The sequence below is a fragment of the Actinopolymorpha pittospori genome (assembly GCF_014873875.1).
In the GTDB taxonomy this organism is placed as follows: domain Bacteria; phylum Actinomycetota; class Actinomycetes; order Propionibacteriales; family Actinopolymorphaceae; genus Actinopolymorpha; species Actinopolymorpha pittospori.
Window position 1 is genome coordinate 126,407 of sequence record NZ_JADBEM010000001.1, and the last position, 20,986, is coordinate 147,392.

The following is a 20,986-nucleotide window of genomic DNA, read 5'->3' on the forward strand; positions in this document are numbered from 1 at the left end:
CATGGAAGACGTCACCGTCACGATCACCGGGGGCACGGGGTCGTTCGGCTGCACCATGGTCGAGCGCCTGCTCACCCAGAACGTTCGCGCGGTGCACGTGTTGAGCCGCGACGAGACCAAGCAGGACGCCATGCGGCGCAGGTTCGCCGATCCCAGGCTGAAACTGTTCCTGGGCGACGTTCGCGACCTGACAAGCGTCCAGGACGCGGTGGCCGGTGCGGACTATGTGTTCCACGCCGCCGCTCTCAAGCAGGTGCCGTCGTGTGAGTTCTTCCCGCATCAGGCGGTCCAGACGAACATCATCGGCAGCAGCAACGTGATCCACGCCTCCGCCGCGGCCGATGTCCGTTCGGTGGTGTGCCTCAGCACCGACAAGGCGGTATATCCGGTCAACGTCATGGGTATGTCGAAGGCCCTGATGGAAAAGGTCGCGCAGGCCTTCGCGCGTAACTACCCGCGGTCATCGACGGTCGTGTCGATGACGAGGTACGGCAACGTGATGTACTCCCGCGGTTCGGTCATCCCGCTGTTCGTCGACCAGTTGAGGCGCGGCGAGCCGCTGACCGTCACCGAGCCGAGGATGACCCGCTTCTTGATGTCCCTCCAGGAGTCGGTAGAGCTGGTCGAGCACGCCTTCCTGCATGCGGAGCCGGGCGACCTCTTCGTTCGGAAGGGGCCCGCCTGCACGGTGGAGACGCTGGCCCGGGCCGTCGCCAAGCTGCTTGGCTACGGCGAACCGGAGATCAGGGTGCTCGGAACGCGGCACGGAGAGAAGCTGCACGAGACCCTGCTCAGACGCGAGGAGATGGCCACCTCGATCGACGAGGGCCACTACTACCGCGTGCCGCTGGACGCGCGCTCCCTGGAGTACGAGCTCTACTTCGACCGGGGGGAGCACCGGTCGGTCGAGGTATGCGACTACTCCTCGGACACCACCGAGCAGCTCGACCTCGACCAGACGCTGGACCTGCTGCGCACCATTCCGGAGATCGCGTCCCAGGCGAGCCAGGTGCCGTCATGAAGATCGTGGTCACCGGAGGTGACGGTTTCCTCGGTTGGCACCTCCGCACCCGGCTGCGCGCGCTCACGAGCCATGAGGTCATCGCCCTGACACGACGCGACTTCTCCCGACTCGCGACGGAAGCCCGAGATGCCGAGGCGATCGTCCACGTTGCCGGCGTGAACCGCGGGACCGACGCGGAGGTGGAGAAGGGCAACGTCGAGTTGGCAGATGCCGTGGGCAAGGCCGTGGGGGCAAGCTCTGGCGCACCTCGGCTGGTTTTCGCCAACTCCATCCAGTGCGGGAGCGACTCACCCTACGGGCGGGGCAAGGCCGAGGCGCGGGACATCCTCGCCACCGCGGCGAGGTCGACCGGCTCCACCTTCGTCGACGTGGTGCTGCCCAACCTGTTCGGCGAGCACGGACGCCCCAACTACAACTCCTTCGTCGCCACCTTCGCCCACGCTGCCGCGCTGGGGCAGGTCCCCGACGTACAGGACCGTCCCGTCGAAGTCCTGCACGCCCAGCAGGCGGCGCAAGAACTCATCAACGGTGTGGACACGCCAGGCGACGCCACCGTCGAACCCGCGGGCGAACCCACCACCGTGCAGTCCGTGTGGCAGACACTGCAGGACGCGTACCGGCTCTACCGGAGCGGTGACATTCCGCCGTTGACCACGCAACTCGACGTCGACATGTTCAACACCCTCCGCGCAGCGATGTTCCCCCATGCCTATCCGGTCCGCCTGACCGTCAACCGCGACCAGCGCGGCGGTCTCGTCGAGTGTGTTCGCTGCCACGGTGGCCAGGGGCAGAGCTTCGTGTCGACATCGCTGCCAGGTGTCACACGAGGGAACCACTTCCATTTGGCCAAAGTCGAACGCTTCCTCGTGCTGCGGGGACGCGCGCGCATCAGCCTGCGGCGGCTGTTCCACGAGGAGGTGGTCAGCTTTGACGTGTCCGGGGACGAACCCACGGTGGTCGACATGCCGACGATGTGGGCGCACAACATCACCAACACCGGGCATGAGGAGCTGGTGACGTTCTTCTGGACCCACACGCTGTTCGACCCCAACTCCCCCGACACCTTCGCCGAACAGGTCGAACGCGAGGCCAACGACACATGAGCCCACCCGACCTCGACTCGCTGGCGGCCGCGGATGTGTCTGAGGCCGCCGCCTTGCACGCGCGTGCTTTCGAGACCTTCTTCCTGACCAGTCTCGGCGAGCCGTTCCTGCGGGTCTTCTATTCGGGGTTCGTTACCGACCCGGACGCGGTGACGGTAGTGACGCGCGACGACGCCGGGCACGTCGTGGGGCTAGTCGTCGGCACCGTCGCGCCCGAGGGGTTCTTCCGGCGATTGGTGCTCACCCGCGCACCGCAACTTGCGGTTGCGAGCCTGCGGGCCGTCGCGCGACACCCCCGCACCGCCATGCGGATCCTTCGCGGGTTGGCCTACCGGGGCCAGACTCCGGTCGAGACGACGGGCGCGCTGCTCAGCTCGATCTGCGTGGATCCCGACGTCGAACACACCGGCCACGGCCGGCGTCTCATCGACGAGTGGTGGTGCCGCGTGCAGACACGTGGCGCGGACAGTGCTCACCTCACCACCGACGCGGACGACAACGAGCGCGTCAACGACTTCTACCGGAAAGCGGGCTGGACGCTGATCGGCGAGTACGCGACTCGAGAGGGCAGGCGAATGAAGTGCTACGGCATCTCGGCTGAGAAGGTGGTGCGGTAGTGAAGGTGATGACCATCGTCGGCACCCGCCCGGAGATCATCCGGCTCTCACGGGTGATCGCCCGTCTCGACGAGTCCCTCGAGCACGTTCTCGTGCACACGGGCCAGAACTACGACCGCAGGCTCAGCGAGATCTTCTTCGAGGAACTGGAGCTCCGTCGACCCGACCACCATCTCAACGTGGACACCTCCTCGCTCGGCCGGGTTCTGGGGGAAACCCTCATCAAGTCCGAGGAGGTGCTCCGCGCCGAGCGACCCGACGCGGTTCTTGTACTTGGGGACACCAACAGCTCCATCGCCGTGGTGATCGCCAAACGCCTCCACATCCCCGTGTACCACATGGAAGCCGGCAACCGGTGTTTCGACGAGAACGTGCCCGAGGAGACCAACCGCCGTCTGGTCGACCACGTGGCCGACTTCAACCTCGTCTACACCGAGCACGCGCGCCGCAACCTGCTGGCCGAGGGACTCCATCCGCGCCGCATTCTGCTGACCGGCTCGCCCATGCGGGAGGTCATCGAGCACTACCGTCCCCGGATCGACGCCTCGCAAGTGGTGGACGGACTCGGACTCACCGACGGCGGCTACTTCCTGGTCAGTGCGCACCGGGAGGAGAACGTCGACAGTCGGGAGCGGCTGCGGATGCTGCTCGACACCGTCGTGGCGGTCCGCGATCGATGGAACCTGCCGGTGCTGGTGTCGACGCATCCGCGTACTCGGAAGCGACTCGAGGCGCTCTCGGGCTGGGAGGAGCCGCAAGGCATCGACTTCCACGACCCGTTCGGTTACTTCGATTACGTGAAGCTCCAGACCCAGGCCGCGTGCGTCCTGTCAGACTCGGGAACCATCTCCGAGGAGTCGGCCATTCTCGACTTCCCCGCTGTCACGATGCGCGCAGCGATCGAACGGCCGGAGTCGTTGGACTCGGGATCGATCGTGACGGCGGGGATCGCACCGACGCCGGTGTTGACGGCCGTCCAGCTTGTCACCACGCAACGCCACCGCTTGGAGGAGCGGATGATCGCCGCAGAGTACGACATCACCAACTGCTCGGCCCGGGTCGTCAACTTCGTGGTCTCCACGGCGCACTCGCACCACGAGGTCGCGGGAATCCGGCGGCCGAACTCCGATGGACACGCGAAGGAATGTTCGTGAGTGAATCTGGCCCAGGAAGGCCCACGACGACTCCTCCTACGGTCCTCGTGTTAACCGACTACTACCTCCCTGGTTACAAGGGCGGCGGGCTGACCCGTTCGGTCGCCAACCTCGTCGACGACCTCAAGGGCGCGTGCTCCGTCTGGCTACTGACCCGAGACAGGGACCTGGGTGATCGTCGGTGTTACGCCGGTGTGCAGACACGACAGTGGACGCGCCTTGGCTGGGCCAACGTTGCATACGTTGACTGGTATTCTCCGGCAGACGTTGTCTGGGCGGTAGCGCAGGCTCGGCGACTACGGCCGGACCTGCTGTACCTGAACAGCTACATGTCCCCCTTCTCCTCCATCGCGCCGCTGCTTGCCAGACGGGTGGGACTGACTCGTTCGAGAACCCTGCTGGCGCCCCGGGGTGAGCTGTCCTCCTCCGCCCTTGCCATCAAGTCGACCAAGAAGAACATCTACCAACGGGTCGCTCGTTCACTTCGACTCCATCGCGGCGTCGTCTTCCATGCCTCCACCCAGTTGGAGGCGGCCGATGCCCGGCGCCACCACCCGAACAACCTGGTGTTGATCTCGGCGGATCGGCTGCGCGCGGGTGGCCCTCCGACCCTGGAGGTGCCGCCCGCAGCTTTGAAGATCGTGCAGGTGTCCCGCATCGCGCCGATCAAGAACCTGCACAGGATCATCAGGGCCCTGCGGCAGGTGACCTCACCCCTGCTGTTCGACATCTGGGGGCCATTGGAGGATCACAGCTACTGGAACGCCTGCCAGGACGAGATCAGCAAGCTGCCGCCGCACATAGGGGTCACCTACCGAGGGCCGCTGGAGCCTGAGAAGGTTCACGAGACGTTCGCGCAGTCCCACGCGTCGATACTGTGTTCCCTGTCGGAGAACTTTGGCCAGTCCGTGGCCGAATCTCTCGCCGCGGGCTGTCCAGTCATTGTCTCCGACAGCCTGCACTGGGCGGAGTTCGTGGACGGGACCGCTGGCTGGGCAGTCGATCCGCTCGACGAAACCCAGCTGAGCTCGACGCTGGCTCAGGTTGCGACCACGAACCAGGAGACGTGGAGGTCGCTGCGTCACGGTTGTTCGGACGCCCTCAGGAAGGCGGAGGACGCTCACGGCGGCCTTCCGACCTGCGAACTCATCGCCTCGGCGATCCATACGGTCACCCGTCCGAACCTGAGCGACGGCCCTCGTGAGTGATCCACTGTCGATGCACACCGCGTGGCCGAAACCACAAGACCGCGCTGATCGGGCCGGAGATCGCCATGCCGTCCCGGTGCGGGCCCATCACCACTGGGCCGCCGTCGCGGCCCTGTGGTCAATCCCTCTTGTCATCGTGTGGATGTACGCCGGAGGTCCGGGCGGCATGGACACCGCGCAACTGATCGTGTCCTCACTGGCGCTGGTCTTCGGTGCGTGGGCGTTCTGGCAGCACGGCGGACGCCAGATCACGGCGGCGGGCGTTTTCTCGATGTCCTCAGCCATCTTCGTGGGCTACGCCGGCCTCTACTGGTGGTCTCAGGCGGGCGTCGTCGACGCGACCATGGTCGCCGCCACAAGTGCCTGCTACTTCACCCATGTCCTGCTGTACTGCGGATTCTGGCGCCGTCACGGGTTGGCGATCCGTCAGGAGGCCACCCCGGCCGCCGATCCCGCAATCCTGCGGGGTGGTGCCGTGACCGGTGCCGCCCTGGCGCTGATCGGTGCCGCGGCGGCGGCCGGCGGCGTTGGGCCACCCATCCTGGCGGGGTCCGTGTCGTTCGTTGGCGTAACGCTCCTGTGTGTCTGCGTCTTCAACCTCCCACACGCGCCGGGCGGAACTCCCGGGCTGCGCCGGATCCTCCTGGTCGTCGGAGCGTTCGGTCTCTATGCCCACTACGTCTTCGGAGGTTTCGGGCGACTGGTTCTGGCGTCGCTGGCGTTCTGCATAGTCGCCGCGGCCTGCGTTCACGTGAAGGGTCGGGGAGCCAAGGCGCTCGTCCTGGCCGCCACGGCCCCGGCCTTGTGGGTGCTGGTGCAGGCAAGGGAGGCGCTGGGTCGCACGATGTACGGCGAGACCGGCCTGGACGGACTAGGATCGATCACCGCCCCGCTCCACCTGTTCGCCCGCATGTTGGCCGAAGGTGACGACCTGCCAAGGGCGTACGGCTCGACATTCTGGGCGGCCCTGGTCACCCAGGTGCCCAGAGAGCTCTGGGCGTCCAAGCCGCCGGGGCTCGGGCTGGTGCTGGCAGAGCACTTCGCCCCACAGCTCGCCAGCATCGGTGGGACACTGGCCCCACTCAGCGCTGGGGAGTGGTTCTACAACTTCGGCCTGCTCGGCGTAGCGTTGATGATCCCCGTGCTCGGCCTCGCGATCCGGCTCGCCGACACCTGGCTCATCCGCGTCGTGCGGCGTCCCCTTCAGACTCGGACCCGGCTGCTGTCGCTCACGGCCGCAATCATCACTGCTGGCGGCATAGGTGACCTCCTCTGGGGCGGAACACACACCTACAACGGCAGAACGGGCACCCGCCTGCTGGTGTTGCTGGCGATGGCACTGACCTGGGCGCGGCTTCGCACACGTGAGCCCGGCACGCCAGGTCATGGCGCGCCGACCGATGGCAGGCGCTGGCGCGCGGGCCTGCGACACGGGAGATGAATTTGGTATGACTGATGAACTCGTCAACGTTTCCGAGCCGACCACGGCCCACGTCACAGATGGCCGCAAGCTTCGGGTCGGCTACGTCGTCACGTTCGATCCGGCTGGGCCGATGGGCCTGTGGGAGAAGCTGCAGGACCGGCTTGCGCTGTGGGCAGACAGCGGGGTGGTGGCGGATGTAGCCGTGTGTGTTCGAGACACAAGCTCCCTCGCGCGGGCGGAGATGGCAGGACCTCACAAGCTGCATCCGCTCATCGCCTCACGGAGCTTTCTGGCCACCCGGCATCTGGGGGGCTGGGCGAAGCGCGTCCGGCCGGATGTCATCTACGCCCGCTACGCACTGCCTTGGCCGGGGCTGAGGTCCTTGGCCAGGTACGCGCCGGTCGTGCTGGAGCATCACGCCGACGAAGCCGTCGAGCGGCGGTGGCGCCCATGGGGGGTCAAGGTGGTCTCGTGGCTGGGATCGTCCTACGTGCTCAAGGCGGCGAGCGGATTCGTCTACATCGATCCGGCCCTGTCGGACAGTCAACACCTCAGTCGGTTCCCCGCGGCCAAGATGGTCCTCACCAACGGTGTGCGCATCGATCGGTCGGTCCAGTTCGGCAGCGTGCGGGACAGGAAGCCTGGACCTCCGCGGCTGGTCATGTCCGTCGGTGTGCCCGAACGCTGGCACGGCCTGGACAAGTACGAGGCACTCGCCGAGCTCTGCCCCGATCTCGAGTTTCACGTCATCGGTGCCGAGGGGCTGGCGGCGAGCAGACCTAATCTCATCTACCACGGGCGACTCGATGTCCCGGCACACGACAGGCTGCTGCACCAGATGGACATCGGCGTCGGCAGCCTCGGCCTGGAGCGGATCGACTGCGAGTTCGCCTCGCCTCTGAAGGTTCGAGGTTACATTCGGGCGGGATTGCCGGTGGTACTCGGGCATACCGACCCGGACCTACCGGCGTCAGAGGAGTCTGTCCTCAGTCTGGGGTACGGCTTCGCTGTCACGGTCGACATCGCCAGGCGGCTTCAGGACTTCGCGGCGCGACAGACCGGACGCACCTGCAGTCCGGCGTTAGCTAACAACGTTGACGCGAGAACGAAGGAGGACCGGCGCCTTGCATTCCTGCGCGAACTGGCCGCCCCACCTCGACGGCCTTCCAATCCGAAGCGTCAGTCCGCTCCTGAGCGGCGGCCGGCGCCCTGAACGACCCGCCGCGCTCCGACCAGAAGCAGCGCGTAGGAGACCGCCAGTGCCAGGGACTGAATGCTGAGAAGGTGCTTGGGCGTCCATGCGTAGAGGTGACCGAGCAGAAAGCTCACCATGGTCAACGACAGGATCCCGATCTGCCAACACAGAAGCGCACGCTGCTTCCCGTAGACCAGGTACACCGTGCTCAACGGGCTGGAGACGAACCGCGCCCACATCAGCGGGACGAGGGCCGCCGCAAGCGACCCGGCGTAGCGCCACGTCTCCCCGAGAAACGTCGCGAACAAGGCATCGGAGAACAGCAGCAGGACCGCGAAGGGGGGCAGCGATACCGCGACCAGAACCTTGACGACCCTGTCGAACGCATGCAGTGCCGCCATCGTCGAGTGGGTGCGTCGCGCGGCTTCTCGGAAGTAGACCTGCGAAATCGCCGTACCAACCAACGTCACGGGCAGCACGACGATTCGGTACGCCAACGCGTAGCTTCCCACTGTCGCAGAGGTGTAGAGCGTCGCGAACCCGAACACCGCGAGGTTGTAGGACAGCGCATTCGCAAGACTGGACCACAGGTCGTATTTGGGGAAGTCCTTGTACCGGCCCGCCAGGTCCCGATACCGGGCCAGGTCGCAGCCGACCGGGCGTGCGGCGTTGCGGTAAGTTCTGAGCAGGCGCGCGTTGGCGGTCGCGAGAGAAGCGAGATTGCCGGTCACCAGCCCGGCCACGCCCATTCCCGCAACGCCGAGGCCGATCTGGGCAAGCGATGCCACGAAGGCCTTGATGACCCCCGCGCGAGTGACGTCCACGTACCGATCACGTCGCATGCTGAAGTACGACAGCGTCTCGAAGGCGCTGCCCAAGAACACCATCAACGGCACGACCAGCAGCCATTGGGAGGACTCCGCCAACGGCTCGAGTCTGCCGGCCTGCCCGCGCAGGAAGAAGATGGGGACAAGCATCACAACCGAGACGACGCTTGAGAACACGAGCGCCAATGACGCGAGCCTGACCGCATCTGCCTCTGCCGCCGGCAGCATGATGGCCATGTGATAACGGCCCGCGGCGACAACCGTCAGGATCGCGCCGACCGACACCAGGATCGTGAACGTCCCGTACTCCGCCGGAGAGTAGACACGCGCAAGCAATGGGTAGGCGAGGGTGGGAACCAGCTGTGCCAACCCTGCCCCGGTCGCCAGTATGGCGACGCGACGTCCGAGCGGACCCAGAGTCGTCGTCACCCAGCTCAGCCACCTGAACCGAGGGCGCATCCGTTCTCCAGCAAGATCATCACGGTCGTCACAGCGTGGTCGGCGGAGCGCGCCCCGACGATAACAGATCGGCTGGGAAGACCCGTTCCATTCCGTTTCTTAACGGTGTGGGACACCCAGGCTATAACGTATCGTACTGGTTCCACTACAGACAGCACGGAGGCCCTGAGATGCAGCACACCAACGGCGACACGCTCGTCACGCAGATCAAGAAGACCCCGGTAATGCAGCAGGTCAAGAAGGCTGTCTGGGGTTTGCGTAAGAAGGTGCTCGTCGCGCGGGGCGGTGCACCCAGCGGCTGGTACGACGACGTGTACTCGCACGGGCACGAGGATTACGTGAACCACTACTCAGAGTCGAGGTACCTGCCGGTATGGGAGGCGCTCTGCGAGCGGATCGCCCCCGGTAGCTCGGTGCTCGAGATCGGCTGTGGCCCCGGCCAGTTGGCAGAGATGATGCTCGACAAGGGCGTCGGCTCCTACGTCGGCTTCGACTTCAGCCCGACGGCGATCGAACTCGCGAGGAAGAGGCTGCCGAACTGTCGTCTGGAGGTCGCCGACGCCCGGACCACCGACCTCTACACTTCGGAGAAGTTCGACGTGGTGGTCGCTACAGAGGTGCTCGAGCACATCATCGACGACCTCCCGGTCCTCGAGCGCGTCCCGCGTGGTGCGATCATTCTCGCTACTGTTCCGAACTTCGACTACGCCAGCCACGTGCGTTTCTTCGGCACCGTTGAGCAGGTGCGCGAGCGGTACGGGCCCCTGTTCGAGAGCTTGGAGGTGGCCACACACTTCCATGCGGGCGACCCGGACGGCTCACACGGGATCTTCTACCTCCTCCACGGGCGTCGCGCCTGACGATCTGCTCACATCGGTCGAGCTCAGGAGACCAGGCCCCGCACCCCGCCGACAGTTCCCTACCGAGAAGACTGCAGATCAACAACACCCCCTCGAGCCAAGACCCTCAGCCGGGTCCAGGTCTAGCCGCCCAAGTGGGGCCAACCGAGGTTGACCTATCCACTGTGTGCCTACTTCACGTCATCGGTCAGGCGAATACTGGTGTCAGGTCGATGAAAACCCGGTAGCTGTCGATCCGTGCGTGGTCGTCGAGGTGCCACGTTGTCACCGCTGGGATGGTGACGGTCTTGCTGTCCAGTCGGACGTACCTCACCGAAAGTTCGCAGATGGTGTCTGGCCCGACGACCCATTCGTTGACAAGGGTGTGGTGCAACTCCTTGATCGTGCCGTAGAAGTCGCTCAGTCCGGCTTCGATGGCGGCGGGACCGACTTGTGGCTCGGCGTTGCCGAAGATCATGCGTCCGTCCGGGGCGAAGAGCCGACTGAACGGGGCCGCGTCACGGGCGTCGACCACTGCGAACACGTGCTTGGTGAGTTCACTGGGCATGAAGGCTCCTCAGGGCTTTCGTTGGAGGTCGCACCGTTTCACCCAAAGACGGCGGTGCTGCTTCACCATACGACGTTGTCGATCATGAACGGCTGGACGCGGACGAGATGGGCGGCGCGTTCGACAAAGGTTCAGCGCGGCGTTTTCGAACGGGTCGGCGCCGGCCAGCCGGACCACACCACGACCGCGCGGGAACAAGGCCAAAAACAGCGAAGTAAGTCAAGCCTTACTTTCATCTGTTCTCCTCCGCATACTGGGTGGTCGACAAGGGGGAGATGCCAGGCATGCAGATGGACAACGGCGTTACGCGGCAGGTCGAAGTCGAGCGGCAGCGGGTGGACGCCATGTACGAGCGACTCGATCTTGCCGTCACCGAGGCGCTCGCCGCGCACAGTCGGGTGCTCGCCGCGCCGGCCGAGAGCGCGGCGGAGTTGTACGCCCGCGACGTCGAGGTCGCCCGCCTCACGCGCACCGTTGGTGAGCTGCGCGCCGCCGAACGCTCACTGTGCTTCGGCCGGATCGACAGCGCGGCGGGTGGCTCGCTGCACATCGGACGCATCGGGCTGCGCTCAGAGGACGGCGCGGTGCTGCTGGTGGACTGGCGCGCGGACGCGGCGCGTCCCTTCTACGCGGCGACACCTGCGTGGCCCATGGGGCTGCGTCGACGTCGGCACCTGCGGCTGAACCATCGCCGGGTCGCCGACGTCAGCGACGAGATCCTCGACGGCTCGGGCCCCACCTCTCACGACATCGTGGGGGACGGGCCCCTGGTGGCCGCGCTGGGGCGTGCGCGGACCGGCCGGATGCGCGAAGCGGTGGCGACGTTGCAGGCCGAGCAGGACGTGATCGTCAGGTCACCGCATCGAGGCGTGACCGTGGTGGAGGGAGGTCCCGGAACCGGTAAGACGATCGTGGCGCTGCACCGCGCCGCCTACGTCCTCTACGCGTTTCCGGTCCTCGCCGAGCGAGGCGTGCTGGTGTTCGGCCCGAACCGGCGGTTCCTCGACTACATCTCTGAGGTGCTGCCCTCACTCGGTGAGAACGATGTGCAGATGGCGACCCTGGCCGATCTCGCTGGCGTGGCACCGTCAGCGGCCGACTCCGATCCGGTCGCACGGATCAAAGGACAGGCGCGGCTCGCCGCAGCCCTCGCCCGGTGGGTGCGTGACCGGCAGCCGCGTGGGGTGCCCCTTGCCGTACGGGTCGGGCAGGACACGCTCGTCCTGGAACCGGAGACCGTGATCGACGCCCACCGCGTCGCCACCTCGGGTGGGCTCGCCCACAATCCGGCGCGGGAAGCTTTCAAGGAGCATCTCGTCGAAGCCCTGGTGAACCTGCTGGAGAGGCGCACGACCGATGCGCTCAACGAGATGGACGCGGAGGTCGCGGCCATCCTGGGCGTCGACCTGGACCAGGCGGTCGCCGGGGACCTGCGCAGGCTCGGCCTTGATGAGGCGGTCGCACCCGCGGGACCCGAGTTCGACTGGGACAGCGTTCGGGACGGGCTCATCGAGGACCCCGCGGTCGACTTCGCGATCGAGGCGGTGTGGCCCCGGCTACGTGCCGCGGACGCGCTCGAGCAGTTCCTCACCGACCGTGAGGCACTCACGACCTACCTGCCTTCGGCGTCCGTCGATGAGGTCGCACACCTCGTACGCGACCCCGGCTCGGGGCTTACGGACGCCGACCTGGCCTTGCTGGATGAGGCGCGAGCACTGATCGAGGGACCGCCTGCGGAGGTGTACGGCCACATCGTGGTCGATGAGGCGCAGGAACTCTCCGAGATGCAGTGGCGCATGCTCATGCGCCGCTGCCCGGGACGTTCGATGACCATCGTCGGCGACTTCGCCCAGGCCGGGTCAGCGACCACGGTCCGGACCTGGCCGGAGGCTGTCGGGCCGTTCGTTGGGGAGCGGTTCGATCGCCACACCCTGACCATCAACTACCGCACGACGGCCGAGATTCTGGACTCGACCGCTCCCCTGCTCGCGCGGATCGCACCAGGGCAGGTGCCGTCCCGCTCGATCCGGCACGGCGAGCGCCCGCGCACGATCCCGGTCACCGACGCCGACATCCCTGCTGCCCTGCTCGAACTCGTGGAGCAGACGAACCACGCCCACACCGGTGAGCTCGTCGGCGTCATCGGCCCTACTGATCGGGTCGCCGACCTCACGAGGGTGCTGGACGGGACGGGTGCTGTCATCGTCGCGGCTCCCGATGCGCGCGGGCTGGAGTTCGACACCGTGGTCGTCGTCGATCCCGGCGCGATCGAGGCTCGGCGTCAGTCCGGCACGCGTGACCTCTACGTCGCCCTCACCCGTGCCACCAAGCGGGTCGCCGTACTCCGACTCGGTGGCGGGACAGGCGACCGCGGGGCGGGCTCGCGCTCCTGAGGGGGCCGCGTCGTTACGATCATGAACGGCTCTGCCGCGCGGACCACGTGCCCGTGCGGGCCGGTGTGCTGAGACGTCCAACGGGGAGGACGAATGAGGTCGAGCGAAGGCGGCTCACCCAGTTCAGGTGTTTCGCGGTCGGCGGTCGTCGTCGGTGCGGGGATCGGCGGGCTGACCGCCGCGGTCGCGCTGCGCCGGATCGGCTGGCACGTCACGGTGCTCGAACGGGCAACGGCCATCGCGACCGTGGGCGCAGGACTGTCGCTGTGGCCGAACGCCGTGCGGGTTCTCGCGCTGCTCGACCTCGACGAGGCGGTGGCCTCCCACGCGGTCAGCGCGGTGATCCGCGCCAACATGCGCAACCCCAACGGCCGGTGGGTGCGCCACGCACATCCCTGCGACGTGAAGGTTCTCGTCGTTCACCGCGCGGACCTGCACCAGGTGCTGCGCGGTGCCCTCCCCCAGGAGGCGCTGCGCACCGATGCCACGGTCGTGGCGGTGACCGAGAAGGACGGCGAGAAGGACGGCGCGCAGGATCGCGTCACGGTGACGTACGAGTCGCAGGGCGCGCGGCAGGAGGTGACCGCGGACCTGGTGGTCGCCGCGGACGGGATCGACAGCGCGATCCGCCGGCAGCTGTGGCCCGACCACCCGGTGGCGCGGTTCCAACGCCGCACGATCTGGCGCGGGGTCACCGAACCCGATGGCGTCTGGCCCATCACCGAAAGCCTGACGCTCGGTCGTGGGGCGCAGTTCGGCCTCCTCCCCCTCACCGACCACCGGGTCTACTGGTTCCTCGTCGTCAACGCCGACCAGCCGGGCCAGGGCTACGGCGACGAACACGCCGAGGTCCGCCGCCGCGTCGACGGCTGGCATGACCCGATCCCGGTGCTCGTTGAGGCCACCCGCCCGGACCGCGTGTTGCACAACGACAACTTCGACCTCGACCCGCTACCGACGTTCGTACACGGGCGCACGGTTCTGCTCGGCGACGCCGCGCACGCGATGACCCCGGACCTCGGACAGGGCGGCTGCCAGGCCATCGAGGACGCCGTGGTCCTCGCCGACGCACTCCTCACCAACCGCGACCTGAGCGGCGCGCTGGCCTCCTACGACCAGCAGCGGCGTACCCGCGCGCAGGCGGTCGCGGCTGCGGCCCGTCAGTCGAACGCCCGGAACTGCAACGACAGCGCCGTGGCGTACGCGATGACCAACCTCGTCGCTCAGCTGACGCCACAAGGCCTGTGGCGCAAGTTGACAGCCGAGTGGTCCACCTGGACACCTCCCACTGCTCTGCGGACCGGGGCATCGCGCCGCCGGACCTGAACCGGCGGGACCGGCACCGCCCTCGCAACCACGGGCGCGGTCACGGCCGGCGTTGCTGTTGGGCGACCCAGGCGACGATCTGCGTCCGGGAGGTGAAGCCGAACTTAGTGAGAATGTTCTCGACGTGAGTTTCGGCAGTGCGCCGGGATAACCCCGTTGGTCGCGATCTCCTTGTTCGTCATGCCTATGCCGGATCGTCCTCGGGAGCTGTGGCCGAGCCTCACTCCCCACACCTGCGACAGGCGATGCCCGCCCGTGTGTGCCCAGGTGGGCTAAAGAGACGTCCTGATTGATCTGGTCCTGGGCGAGTGGCTGCCGGACGTTGTCTCAGTTGATCTGGCCAGGTTCAGGGGTCCGGTCCGCCGTTCAAGGCCGTGGGGCGCGTAGGCCGGCACGGACGACGGCGAGCATGCGAGCGCGGGCGGCCGGATCCGCGGTGTGACGTTCCCGGTCGAGACAGCCTGTCAGCAGGGCCTTCACATCGGCGATATCGACGTCGGCGCGTATCGCACCAGCTTGCTGGGCGTGGTCAAGGAGGCGGCGCCAGGCCGCCATGACGTCGTACTTGGGCTCGGCGGCGTCGGCTTGGAAGTCGTATCCGGCGCCCGCGAGGGCGTCGACCACACCGCGGTTGGCCGCACCCTCCTCAACCATGAAGGAGAAGAAGACGGAGAACGCCTCGCCGGGGTCCTCGCCTTCCGTCAGTGCGTTGGCCCGTTGCACGACCTGTTCCATGCGGTTGAGCAGCACTGCCTGGAACAGAGCTTCCTTGGTCGGAAAGTGCCTGCTGACAGTGCCGGTGCCCACCCCCGCGCGGCGGGCGATCTCGTGGACCGACACCGAAAGGCCCTCCGCGGCGAAGGCCGTGGCCGCCACTTCCAGGACCCGTTCCCTGTTACGCCGGGCGTCGGAACGCATGGGCCTGCTCATCGAGCGGTACTCCAGCCGTAGTAGGCAACCGGGACAGGCGTCCCGTATAGTCTCCGCTTAACCGGGACGGCCGTCCCGATTTTATCCCGTGCCGAACGGAGACCTGCCATGCGCACCGTGAAACTCGGCGACACCGGACTCGAAGTCCCCGCACTCGGCCTCGGGTGCGCCGGGCTCAGCGAGCTCTACGGCCCGACCCGCCCGGAGGAGGCCCTCGCCACGCTGCGCACAGCCGCCGAACTCGACATGACCTTCCTGGACACCTCTGACTACTACGGCATCGACTTCGCCAACGAGCGCCTGATCGGCGAGTTCCTCGCGCAGGACGGGGGCCAGCGGCGCAGGTTCAGCGTCGCCACCAAGTTCGGGGCCGTCCGCGCACCCGGGACCGGCGAACTCACAGGGGTGCGCAGCGACCCCGCCTACGTCCGCACCGCGTGCGAGGCCAGCCTGCGCCGCCTGGGCACCGACTACATCGATCTCTACTATCTGCACCACCCCGACTTCATCACTCCCATCGAGGAGACCGTCGGGGCCATGGCCGAACTCGTCGCCGCCGGTAAGGTCCGCCACCTGGGCCTGTCCAACGTGTCCGCGGCGCAGCTGCGCGCCGGCCATCAGGCGCACCCCATCACGGCCGTGCAGAACGAGTGGTCGCTGTTCACCCGCGAGTACGAGGATTCGGTGGTGCCGGTCTGCGCCGAGCTGGGCATCGGCTTCGTCGCCTACTCGCCCTTCAGCCGTGGCTTCCTGACCGGACGCCACACCTCAACCGACGGGTTGGCCGAGGATGACCTCCGACGCAGCATGCCTCGCTTCGACACCTCCAACGCCCAGCACAACGCCGCCCTGCTGGCACCGATCCGCCGCATCGCCGAAGCCCGCGGAACGACCATGGCCCAGATCGCCCTCGCCTGGCTGCTCCAACGCCCGGACGCGCACGGCATCGCCGTCGTCCCGATCCCCGGCACCCGCAGCCCCGCCCGGCTACGGGAGAACGCGAACGCTCTCGACCTCACCTTGACCGACGACGAACTCTCCACGCTCGACCCCATCGCGCAGCAGGTCAAGGGGGACCGGATGTCCCCGCCGCCTGATCTCGACTGAAGCCACGTCGCCGTCGGCGACGCGCAGGAGGAGCCGGGTGCTGAGCGCGGCAATCGCCTCGGCCCTGACGATCACCCCCCGATGGCCTCCGGGTCACCCGCTTCTTGCGTTCCCGCCGCGTTGGGCGAAGCACGCCGACGGCGACCAGGCGGCGCACGGCCCGAATCCTGGCCCGACAGCGCATAAGGAAGGAGGTTGCCAAGGACCCGTCAATGCCACGTTGATATGAAAGTTGGTTACCGACGCTTGACGGAGTGGACGACCTCTCCGGGCTCACGCGCTGGCTATGGGGTGTAGGTGACCCGAACTCCCGATGAACCTGTTGATTTTGTCAAGCTGTTGTGGCCCAGGGTTGTCGCTCTGATTTTGCCCAGCGGTCGAGACCAGAGCAGTTGTGACCGTGCGGATCGGGTTGGCCTTATCGCTGGTTGAGCAGTCGAGTGTGCTGGTCTCAGCCTTGATCTGACGGCCCTAGGTAGGCTGTCGGCGCGCCGTCGCCAAAGCTGGCGGTGCGTGCCGACCGGGCCGAGTGGTCCGTGCATCTGAACAGGACTGGTGAGCGTGGAAGCCGTTGCTCGAGTGGACGCGGATCTGGATCATGTATCCGAGGGGGCGCGGCCGAAAAAGTTGATGTTGCGTGCGCTCGCGGGTGAGCGTACGGAACGGCCGCCGATCTGGTTGATGCGGCAGGCGGGGCGCTATCTGCCGGAGTACCACGGCGTTCGGGAAGCCGCCGGCGGCATGGTGGGGTTGTGTAACTCGCCCAAGCACGCGGTGGAAGTCACTTTGCAGCCGCTCCGCCGCTTCCCCTTGGATGCGGCGATCTTGTTCGCGGATCTGCCGCAGATCGCAGCCGCGTTGGGTCAGACTTTGGACTATCGGGTCGGTGATGGCCCGGTTCTCTCGCCGTCGATCCGTTCCGGGTCGGACATCACGGAGTTCTTGAGCGCATCCCGCCTCCACGAGAAGTTGGCCCCGATCTACGAGACCGTTCGGCAGCTAACGCTCGCGCTGCCTGACGAGGTCGCGCTGATCGGCTACGCGGGTGCGCCCTGGACGGTTGCCACATACATGGTCGAGGGACGCGGCGGCGGGAGCTCGGAGCACGCCATCGTGAAACAGTGGGCGCTGAGCGACCCGGACGGCTTCCAACCCCTGATCGACCTGCTGACCGGGACCATCATCGAGTTCCTGGACCGGCAGATCCAGGCGGGTGCCGAAGCGATCCAACTGTTCGAGAGCTGGGCAGGTATCCTCCCGGACCCACTGTTCCAGCGCTGGTGCGTGAAGCCGGTCGCCGCCATCGTGGCGGCGCTGAAGGCCAAGCATCCGGGCGTTCCAATCATCGCGTTCCCGCGCGGGGCCGGGCTGGCCTACGACGGGTTCGCCCAGGCTACGGGCGTGGACTGTGTCGGGCTCGACTCGACGGTTCCGCTCGGATGGGCTGCGCAGAAGGTGCAACGCGAACTTGGCCGGTGCGTGCAGGGCAACCTTGATCCACAGCTCTTGGTTGCCGGCGGTCCGGCGCTGCACTCCGAGACAGATCGCATCCTGCGTAGCCTGGGTGGGGGCCCGTTCGTGTTCAACCTCGGCCACGGCATTGTCAAGACCACCCCTCCCGAGCACGTGGCGGCCCTTGCCCAGCAGGTGCGCTCCTGGACTGGGGCGCAGTAGAGAGTTGAGACGTGCCGGCATCGGCTGGCGCGCTGCGCTCAGCACGGCCTGATCATGGCCGAGGGACGCCGATCCCCTGCCCAGGTGCGGCGGCCCCGGCCAGGCCCGCATGGCTGATCGTTCGCACACAACCCCCAAGAGCCCACAACCCTACGGGCCGAGAGTCCCTGACCTGACCAGCGAGGCCGGGCCTAGGTTAGGGAGTGGGGTGATCGATGACTTCATACTCAAGCGGCTCGCCGAGGATGAGCAGAGCGCGCGGCGCAGGTATCAACAGGACTACAACCCCGTGGATCTCGAACGCGCCCTCGGAACCTGCCGTGCACGCCGTCAGGTCGTTAACATCTACCGGATCTTGAAGGACCGGCCACACGGCGACATCTGCCTACTCATGATCTTGGTGATAGCCGAGCTATACGAAGACCATCCCGACTATCAAGAGGAGTGGCGGCTCGCCCACGCGAAGCTCCCGCACCCAGACGACGTCTAGAAACAGAAGGCCCCAGGGGGACGATCCCGGGGGCTTCTGCGTCACAGCGCCAGTGCCGCCCACTCGCCAGTGTCGGGGTCCTGGATGAAGGCCTTGTCTGCCCCCTGCTTCCGAGCCCACGCCAGGACGAACTCCCAGTCCTGTGCCTGGATGGCGCCGCCCCACGGGCCGCAGATCCATTGGCACTCCCACCACGGCCCAGGCTTGCCGAACGCGTTGACCAGGGTGAAGGTGAACCCCATGGACCGCTGCGGTCCCAACGCCGTAGAGATGGTTGCCTGCTCCAGGTCGCCGTCTCCCCGCTGGTTGTAGATCATGACCCGGTTGGTGCTATCGCCGGGCAGTACGGCGTCGACAGTGATCGAGCCGGCCAGAGGCTCGGCCTCGAGCTGGAGGTCCTTGTAGATCTTCGGCTCGGTGGTCCGAAAGCATCTTCCCGAAGGTGATGAACCCCTCGGAGACCAGCTCCTCCTCGTCCTGGTACCAGTACGGTGCCGGCGTCTGCACCGGGTAGGCGCCGGAGCTGAAGGCCGCCACGACGCGCCCCCTCCTCGGTGACCGTGAGGTCGGAGAAGTAGCCGGCGGCACTGGTCTCCACGTCCTTCGCCCAGGCGAAGCTGCCGTCCGCCAGCTCCTGGCCGGCGTCCACGCGGTAGAGCACAGCCTTGCTGTCGGTGGTCTGCCAGGCCAGATAGAAGAACCTGTCCCAGGTGGTGCCGGTCTCGATGATGGTGCCGTGGAAGGTGAGCCGGTCCACGATCGCGGCGCACAGGCGCGGGTCGGTGAAGGTCTTCGCCCATCCCGAGAAGCTCTCGTTGGAACCGATCGCGATCGAGGCCTTCTCCTCCCTCTCGGTAAGAACCTGGAACAGCAGCTCGGCGCCGCGCCGGTACGCCAACGAGGCCACCCTCACCCCTGGGCCAAATCAGACCGACACGAACACCCGGAGCGTCGGTTAGGCCAGATCAGAGCGACAACCCTGGGCCAGATAAGACTGACAGCGCTACCTGTTGCGCGCCGCGGTCCAGGTCCGCCCTCGAGGATGACCCGCGTTCCTCGCTTGCCACGGCGCGGGATCTCCCGTTCCAGCTGCAACTCTCGGACGCGCCTCTGACCACCGACGCATCCATCCGCATCGGACCCGACAGATACAACGCAAGGGCATCCGCCTCGAACTCACCTGGACGGCCCCCACGGCCATCACGGCCATCGACGCCGCGGTGTCTCGCCGCCAGACCTGAGCCGGCAGAGCGCCGGCCTCCTTCCGCGAGGTAAGCTTCCCTCAGTACGCCGCTTCGTAGGCGTCCGGCTGTTCGCGTGAACGCGCAGCCGCACAGGTCGAACTCTTCTCACGCACGACCGAACTCCCGCGGCCAGGCGATTCGCCCGTTGACCACCCGCACACATCTCCGCGCCACTCGCCGCTGGTCTGTGGTGGTGCCATCACCCATCCCCACGGTGCCGATCGTCGACCCCAGGTCGACGGCGTCTGACCCGTCCCGTCCGAAGCGAGGAACCCTTGAACGATCCAGATGATGTCGACTACACCCGCCGGGTGGCGTTGGAGGTCAAGGCGGCCCACAGTCTCCAGCTCACAGTTCAGGGCCGCTGCGACAGCGGACTCCAAGGCGGCGCCTGGCACGTGGCTGATCCGGCCGGCAGGCCCGCGATCCTGAAGTGGAGCCACCCGAGCACGCCATCGAAGGTACGCGAGGTGGCGGAGGTCATCCGCCGCGTTCGAGCCAAGGGGTATCCGACCCCGGCCTGGCTGGCCGCCGGTGTCACGCGTGACGGAGTGTCCTACCACGTCCAGGAGTTCGTACCCGGGGACGCATCGACGCCCCTGACGCCGCCCAAGGTCGAGCTTCTGCTCGACGTCCTCGAACGTCAAGCGAACCTGGATCCAGCCCTCACCCACGACTGGTCGCGACGGGTGGAGATCATGGCGCTCGAGGATCCACCGGATGGTCCGCGGCGCGTCGTCCAGCGCCTTGGTGCGCGTGGCCAGGTGCTGCTGGACCACTTCGACCGGCTCCTCGCCGGCTTCGGCACGGTCCAGCTACCGAGGAGCGACCTGGTTCACGGCGACTTCAACAGCTGCAACATCCTCCTGCGGCATGGCGCGGTGAGCGGCGTGATCGATGTCGAGGCGGTCGGCCGCGGGACCCGCGCCTTCGACCACGCGTCGCTGCTGCGGGAGGCCTACGTCGAGGGATACGGACCGGAGGTGGCAGGGCTCATCCGGCGAGCCGGTGAAGCCGTCGCCGGGCCGGGGGTGCTCGCGTTGTGCGCCGCCGCGGCGTCCTTCGACATCGTGGGGTTCAAGCTGAAGCACGAGCCGGACCGCATCGACCAGATCCTCGACCGGCTGCACCAGCTCGCCGACGATCTTGCCGAACGCCTGTGACAGCGCGGCGATTCGCCGCGCATCGAGGGTCGGTCCACTTCCGCGAGATCGGTCTCGGTGAGGTGATGCCTCTCGTGGTTACACGCGACGTCCGCATGTACGACGCTCCCGGCGAGATCCCACCGTCGCGGTAGCGCGCCAGATCGCGTCGCCCGACGCACGCGTGCTCTTCACGAGCATGGGCTCAATCGGGCCTACGGATACGCACGGCGGACCTCGGGTTATGCGGTATGACCGCGTCA

General features: G+C 67.0%; 18 protein-coding genes and 2 pseudogenes. 14 read left to right on the top strand and 6 right to left on the bottom strand.

Features of this window, described 5'->3' with window-relative positions:
- The first annotated feature begins 1 nt into the window (after position 1).
- The 7 genes from HEB94_RS00620 to HEB94_RS00650 all read left to right on the top strand — a co-directional run bounded on the left by HEB94_RS00620 (position 2) and on the right by HEB94_RS00650 (position 7,742).
- Positions 2-1,021, top strand: a complete 1,020-nt coding sequence (locus HEB94_RS00620; RefSeq protein ID WP_192748152.1) for a polysaccharide biosynthesis protein — start codon at positions 2-4, stop codon at positions 1,019-1,021.
- A complete protein-coding gene (locus HEB94_RS00625; protein ID WP_192748153.1) occupies positions 1,018-2,127 on the top strand; it encodes a polysaccharide biosynthesis C-terminal domain-containing protein in 1,110 nt (369 codons plus the stop codon). Before HEB94_RS00620 ends, HEB94_RS00625 begins: the two co-directional genes overlap by 4 nt.
- Entirely contained in the window at positions 2,124-2,744 is a 621-nt protein-coding gene (locus HEB94_RS00630) for a GNAT family N-acetyltransferase (RefSeq protein ID WP_192748154.1), read from the top strand. The genes HEB94_RS00625 and HEB94_RS00630 overlap by 4 nt, the downstream gene beginning before the upstream one ends.
- A gap of 8 nt (positions 2,745-2,752) precedes the next feature.
- A complete protein-coding gene (gene wecB / locus HEB94_RS00635; protein ID WP_192756158.1) occupies positions 2,753-3,898 on the top strand; it encodes a non-hydrolyzing UDP-N-acetylglucosamine 2-epimerase in 1,146 nt (381 codons plus the stop codon).
- Positions 3,899-3,945: 47 nt separating this feature from the next.
- Positions 3,946-5,106 carry a glycosyltransferase gene (locus HEB94_RS00640; RefSeq protein WP_192748155.1) on the top strand — a complete coding sequence of 387 codons (1,161 nt, stop codon included), beginning with the start codon at positions 3,946-3,948 and terminating at the stop codon, positions 5,104-5,106.
- Positions 5,107-5,182: 76 nt separating this feature from the next.
- Positions 5,183-6,547 (top strand): hypothetical protein, encoded by a 1,365-nt coding sequence (locus HEB94_RS00645; RefSeq protein WP_192748156.1) that lies wholly within the window; start codon positions 5,183-5,185, stop codon positions 6,545-6,547.
- 7 nt (positions 6,548-6,554) lie between these two features.
- Positions 6,555-7,742 carry a glycosyltransferase family protein gene (locus HEB94_RS00650; RefSeq protein WP_192748157.1) on the top strand — a complete coding sequence of 396 codons (1,188 nt, stop codon included), beginning with the start codon at positions 6,555-6,557 and terminating at the stop codon, positions 7,740-7,742.
- Here the strand turns inward: HEB94_RS00650 and HEB94_RS00655 are convergent.
- Entirely contained in the window at positions 7,709-8,920 is a 1,212-nt protein-coding gene (locus HEB94_RS00655; protein WP_192748158.1) for an oligosaccharide flippase family protein, read from the bottom strand. The two genes, HEB94_RS00650 and HEB94_RS00655, sit on opposite strands and share 34 nt — an antisense overlap.
- Positions 8,921-9,117: 197 nt before the next feature.
- Here HEB94_RS00655 and HEB94_RS00660 point away from each other — a divergent pair, with 197 nt between their 5' ends.
- Positions 9,118-9,870, top strand: a complete 753-nt coding sequence (locus HEB94_RS00660; protein ID WP_192748159.1) for a methyltransferase domain-containing protein — start codon at positions 9,118-9,120, stop codon at positions 9,868-9,870.
- A gap of 187 nt (positions 9,871-10,057) precedes the next feature.
- Here HEB94_RS00660 and HEB94_RS00665 read toward each other — a convergent pair whose 3' ends face one another.
- On the bottom strand, positions 10,058-10,417 hold the full coding sequence (locus tag HEB94_RS00665) for a nuclear transport factor 2 family protein (RefSeq protein WP_192748160.1): 360 nt from the start codon (positions 10,415-10,417) through the stop codon (positions 10,058-10,060).
- Between the two features lie 284 nt (positions 10,418-10,701).
- Here HEB94_RS00665 and HEB94_RS00670 point away from each other — a divergent pair, with 284 nt between their 5' ends.
- Entirely contained in the window at positions 10,702-12,810 is a 2,109-nt protein-coding gene (locus HEB94_RS00670; RefSeq protein WP_202896025.1) for a HelD family protein, read from the top strand.
- A gap of 93 nt (positions 12,811-12,903) precedes the next feature.
- Positions 12,904-14,136, top strand: coding sequence for an FAD-dependent monooxygenase (locus HEB94_RS00675; protein ID WP_192748161.1), 1,233 nt, complete (start codon positions 12,904-12,906; stop codon positions 14,134-14,136).
- A 40-nt stretch (positions 14,137-14,176) separates the two neighbouring features.
- On the opposite strand, the pseudogene HEB94_RS54100 reads toward HEB94_RS00675, so the two are convergent.
- Positions 14,177-14,278: pseudogene (locus HEB94_RS54100) on the bottom strand (hypothetical protein); the annotation flags it as partial.
- Between the two features lie 224 nt (positions 14,279-14,502).
- Positions 14,503-15,054 carry a TetR/AcrR family transcriptional regulator gene (locus tag HEB94_RS00685; RefSeq protein ID WP_192748162.1) on the bottom strand — a complete coding sequence of 184 codons (552 nt, stop codon included), beginning with the start codon at positions 15,052-15,054 and terminating at the stop codon, positions 14,503-14,505.
- A 120-nt stretch (positions 15,055-15,174) separates the two neighbouring features.
- Between HEB94_RS00685 and HEB94_RS00690 the strand changes: the two genes are divergently transcribed.
- The 3 genes from HEB94_RS00690 to HEB94_RS00700 all read left to right on the top strand — a co-directional run bounded on the left by HEB94_RS00690 (position 15,175) and on the right by HEB94_RS00700 (position 18,337).
- On the top strand, positions 15,175-16,173 hold the full coding sequence (locus HEB94_RS00690) for an aldo/keto reductase (RefSeq protein ID WP_192748163.1): 999 nt from the start codon (positions 15,175-15,177) through the stop codon (positions 16,171-16,173).
- A gap of 579 nt (positions 16,174-16,752) precedes the next feature.
- Positions 16,753-17,847: a uroporphyrinogen decarboxylase gene (gene hemE, locus HEB94_RS00695; RefSeq protein WP_202896027.1), complete on the top strand. Its 1,095-nt coding sequence runs from the start codon at positions 16,753-16,755 to the stop codon at positions 17,845-17,847.
- A 208-nt stretch (positions 17,848-18,055) separates the two neighbouring features.
- On the top strand, positions 18,056-18,337 hold the full coding sequence (locus HEB94_RS00700) for a DUF6221 family protein (RefSeq protein ID WP_192748164.1): 282 nt from the start codon (positions 18,056-18,058) through the stop codon (positions 18,335-18,337).
- Positions 18,338-18,378: 41 nt separating this feature from the next.
- Here HEB94_RS00700 and HEB94_RS00705 read toward each other — a convergent pair whose 3' ends face one another.
- Both HEB94_RS00705 and HEB94_RS00710 read right to left on the bottom strand, forming a co-directional pair.
- On the bottom strand, positions 18,379-18,654 hold the full coding sequence (locus tag HEB94_RS00705; RefSeq protein ID WP_192748165.1) for a hypothetical protein: 276 nt from the start codon (positions 18,652-18,654) through the stop codon (positions 18,379-18,381).
- A 395-nt stretch (positions 18,655-19,049) separates the two neighbouring features.
- Positions 19,050-19,226: pseudogene (locus HEB94_RS00710) on the bottom strand (ATP-binding protein); the annotation flags it as partial.
- A 630-nt stretch (positions 19,227-19,856) separates the two neighbouring features.
- Here HEB94_RS00710 and HEB94_RS00715 point away from each other — a divergent pair.
- Positions 19,857-20,744 (top strand): phosphotransferase, encoded by an 888-nt coding sequence (locus HEB94_RS00715; protein WP_192748166.1) that lies wholly within the window; start codon positions 19,857-19,859, stop codon positions 20,742-20,744.
- Positions 20,745-20,986: the final 242 nt, after the last annotated feature.

Coding starts and splice junctions, on each gene's coding strand:
- wecB (WP_192756158.1), top strand. CDS start 2,753: ATGACCATCGTCGGCACCCGCCCGGAGATCATCCGGCTCTCACGGGTG.
- HEB94_RS00670 (WP_202896025.1), top strand. CDS start 10,702: ATGCAGATGGACAACGGCGTTACGCGGCAGGTCGAAGTCGAGCGGCAG.
- HEB94_RS00690 (WP_192748163.1), top strand. CDS start 15,175: ATGCGCACCGTGAAACTCGGCGACACCGGACTCGAAGTCCCCGCACTC.
- HEB94_RS00620 (WP_192748152.1), top strand. CDS start 2: ATGGAAGACGTCACCGTCACGATCACCGGGGGCACGGGGTCGTTCGGC.
- HEB94_RS00705 (WP_192748165.1), bottom strand. CDS start 18,654: ATGATCTACAACCAGCGGGGAGACGGCGACCTGGAGCAGGCAACCATC.
- HEB94_RS00685 (WP_192748162.1), bottom strand. CDS start 15,054: ATGCGTTCCGACGCCCGGCGTAACAGGGAACGGGTCCTGGAAGTGGCG.
- HEB94_RS00665 (WP_192748160.1), bottom strand. CDS start 10,417: ATGCCCAGTGAACTCACCAAGCACGTGTTCGCAGTGGTCGACGCCCGT.
- HEB94_RS00625 (WP_192748153.1), top strand. CDS start 1,018: ATGAAGATCGTGGTCACCGGAGGTGACGGTTTCCTCGGTTGGCACCTC.
- HEB94_RS00630 (WP_192748154.1), top strand. CDS start 2,124: ATGAGCCCACCCGACCTCGACTCGCTGGCGGCCGCGGATGTGTCTGAG.
- HEB94_RS00675 (WP_192748161.1), top strand. CDS start 12,904: ATGAGGTCGAGCGAAGGCGGCTCACCCAGTTCAGGTGTTTCGCGGTCG.
- HEB94_RS00650 (WP_192748157.1), top strand. CDS start 6,555: ATGACTGATGAACTCGTCAACGTTTCCGAGCCGACCACGGCCCACGTC.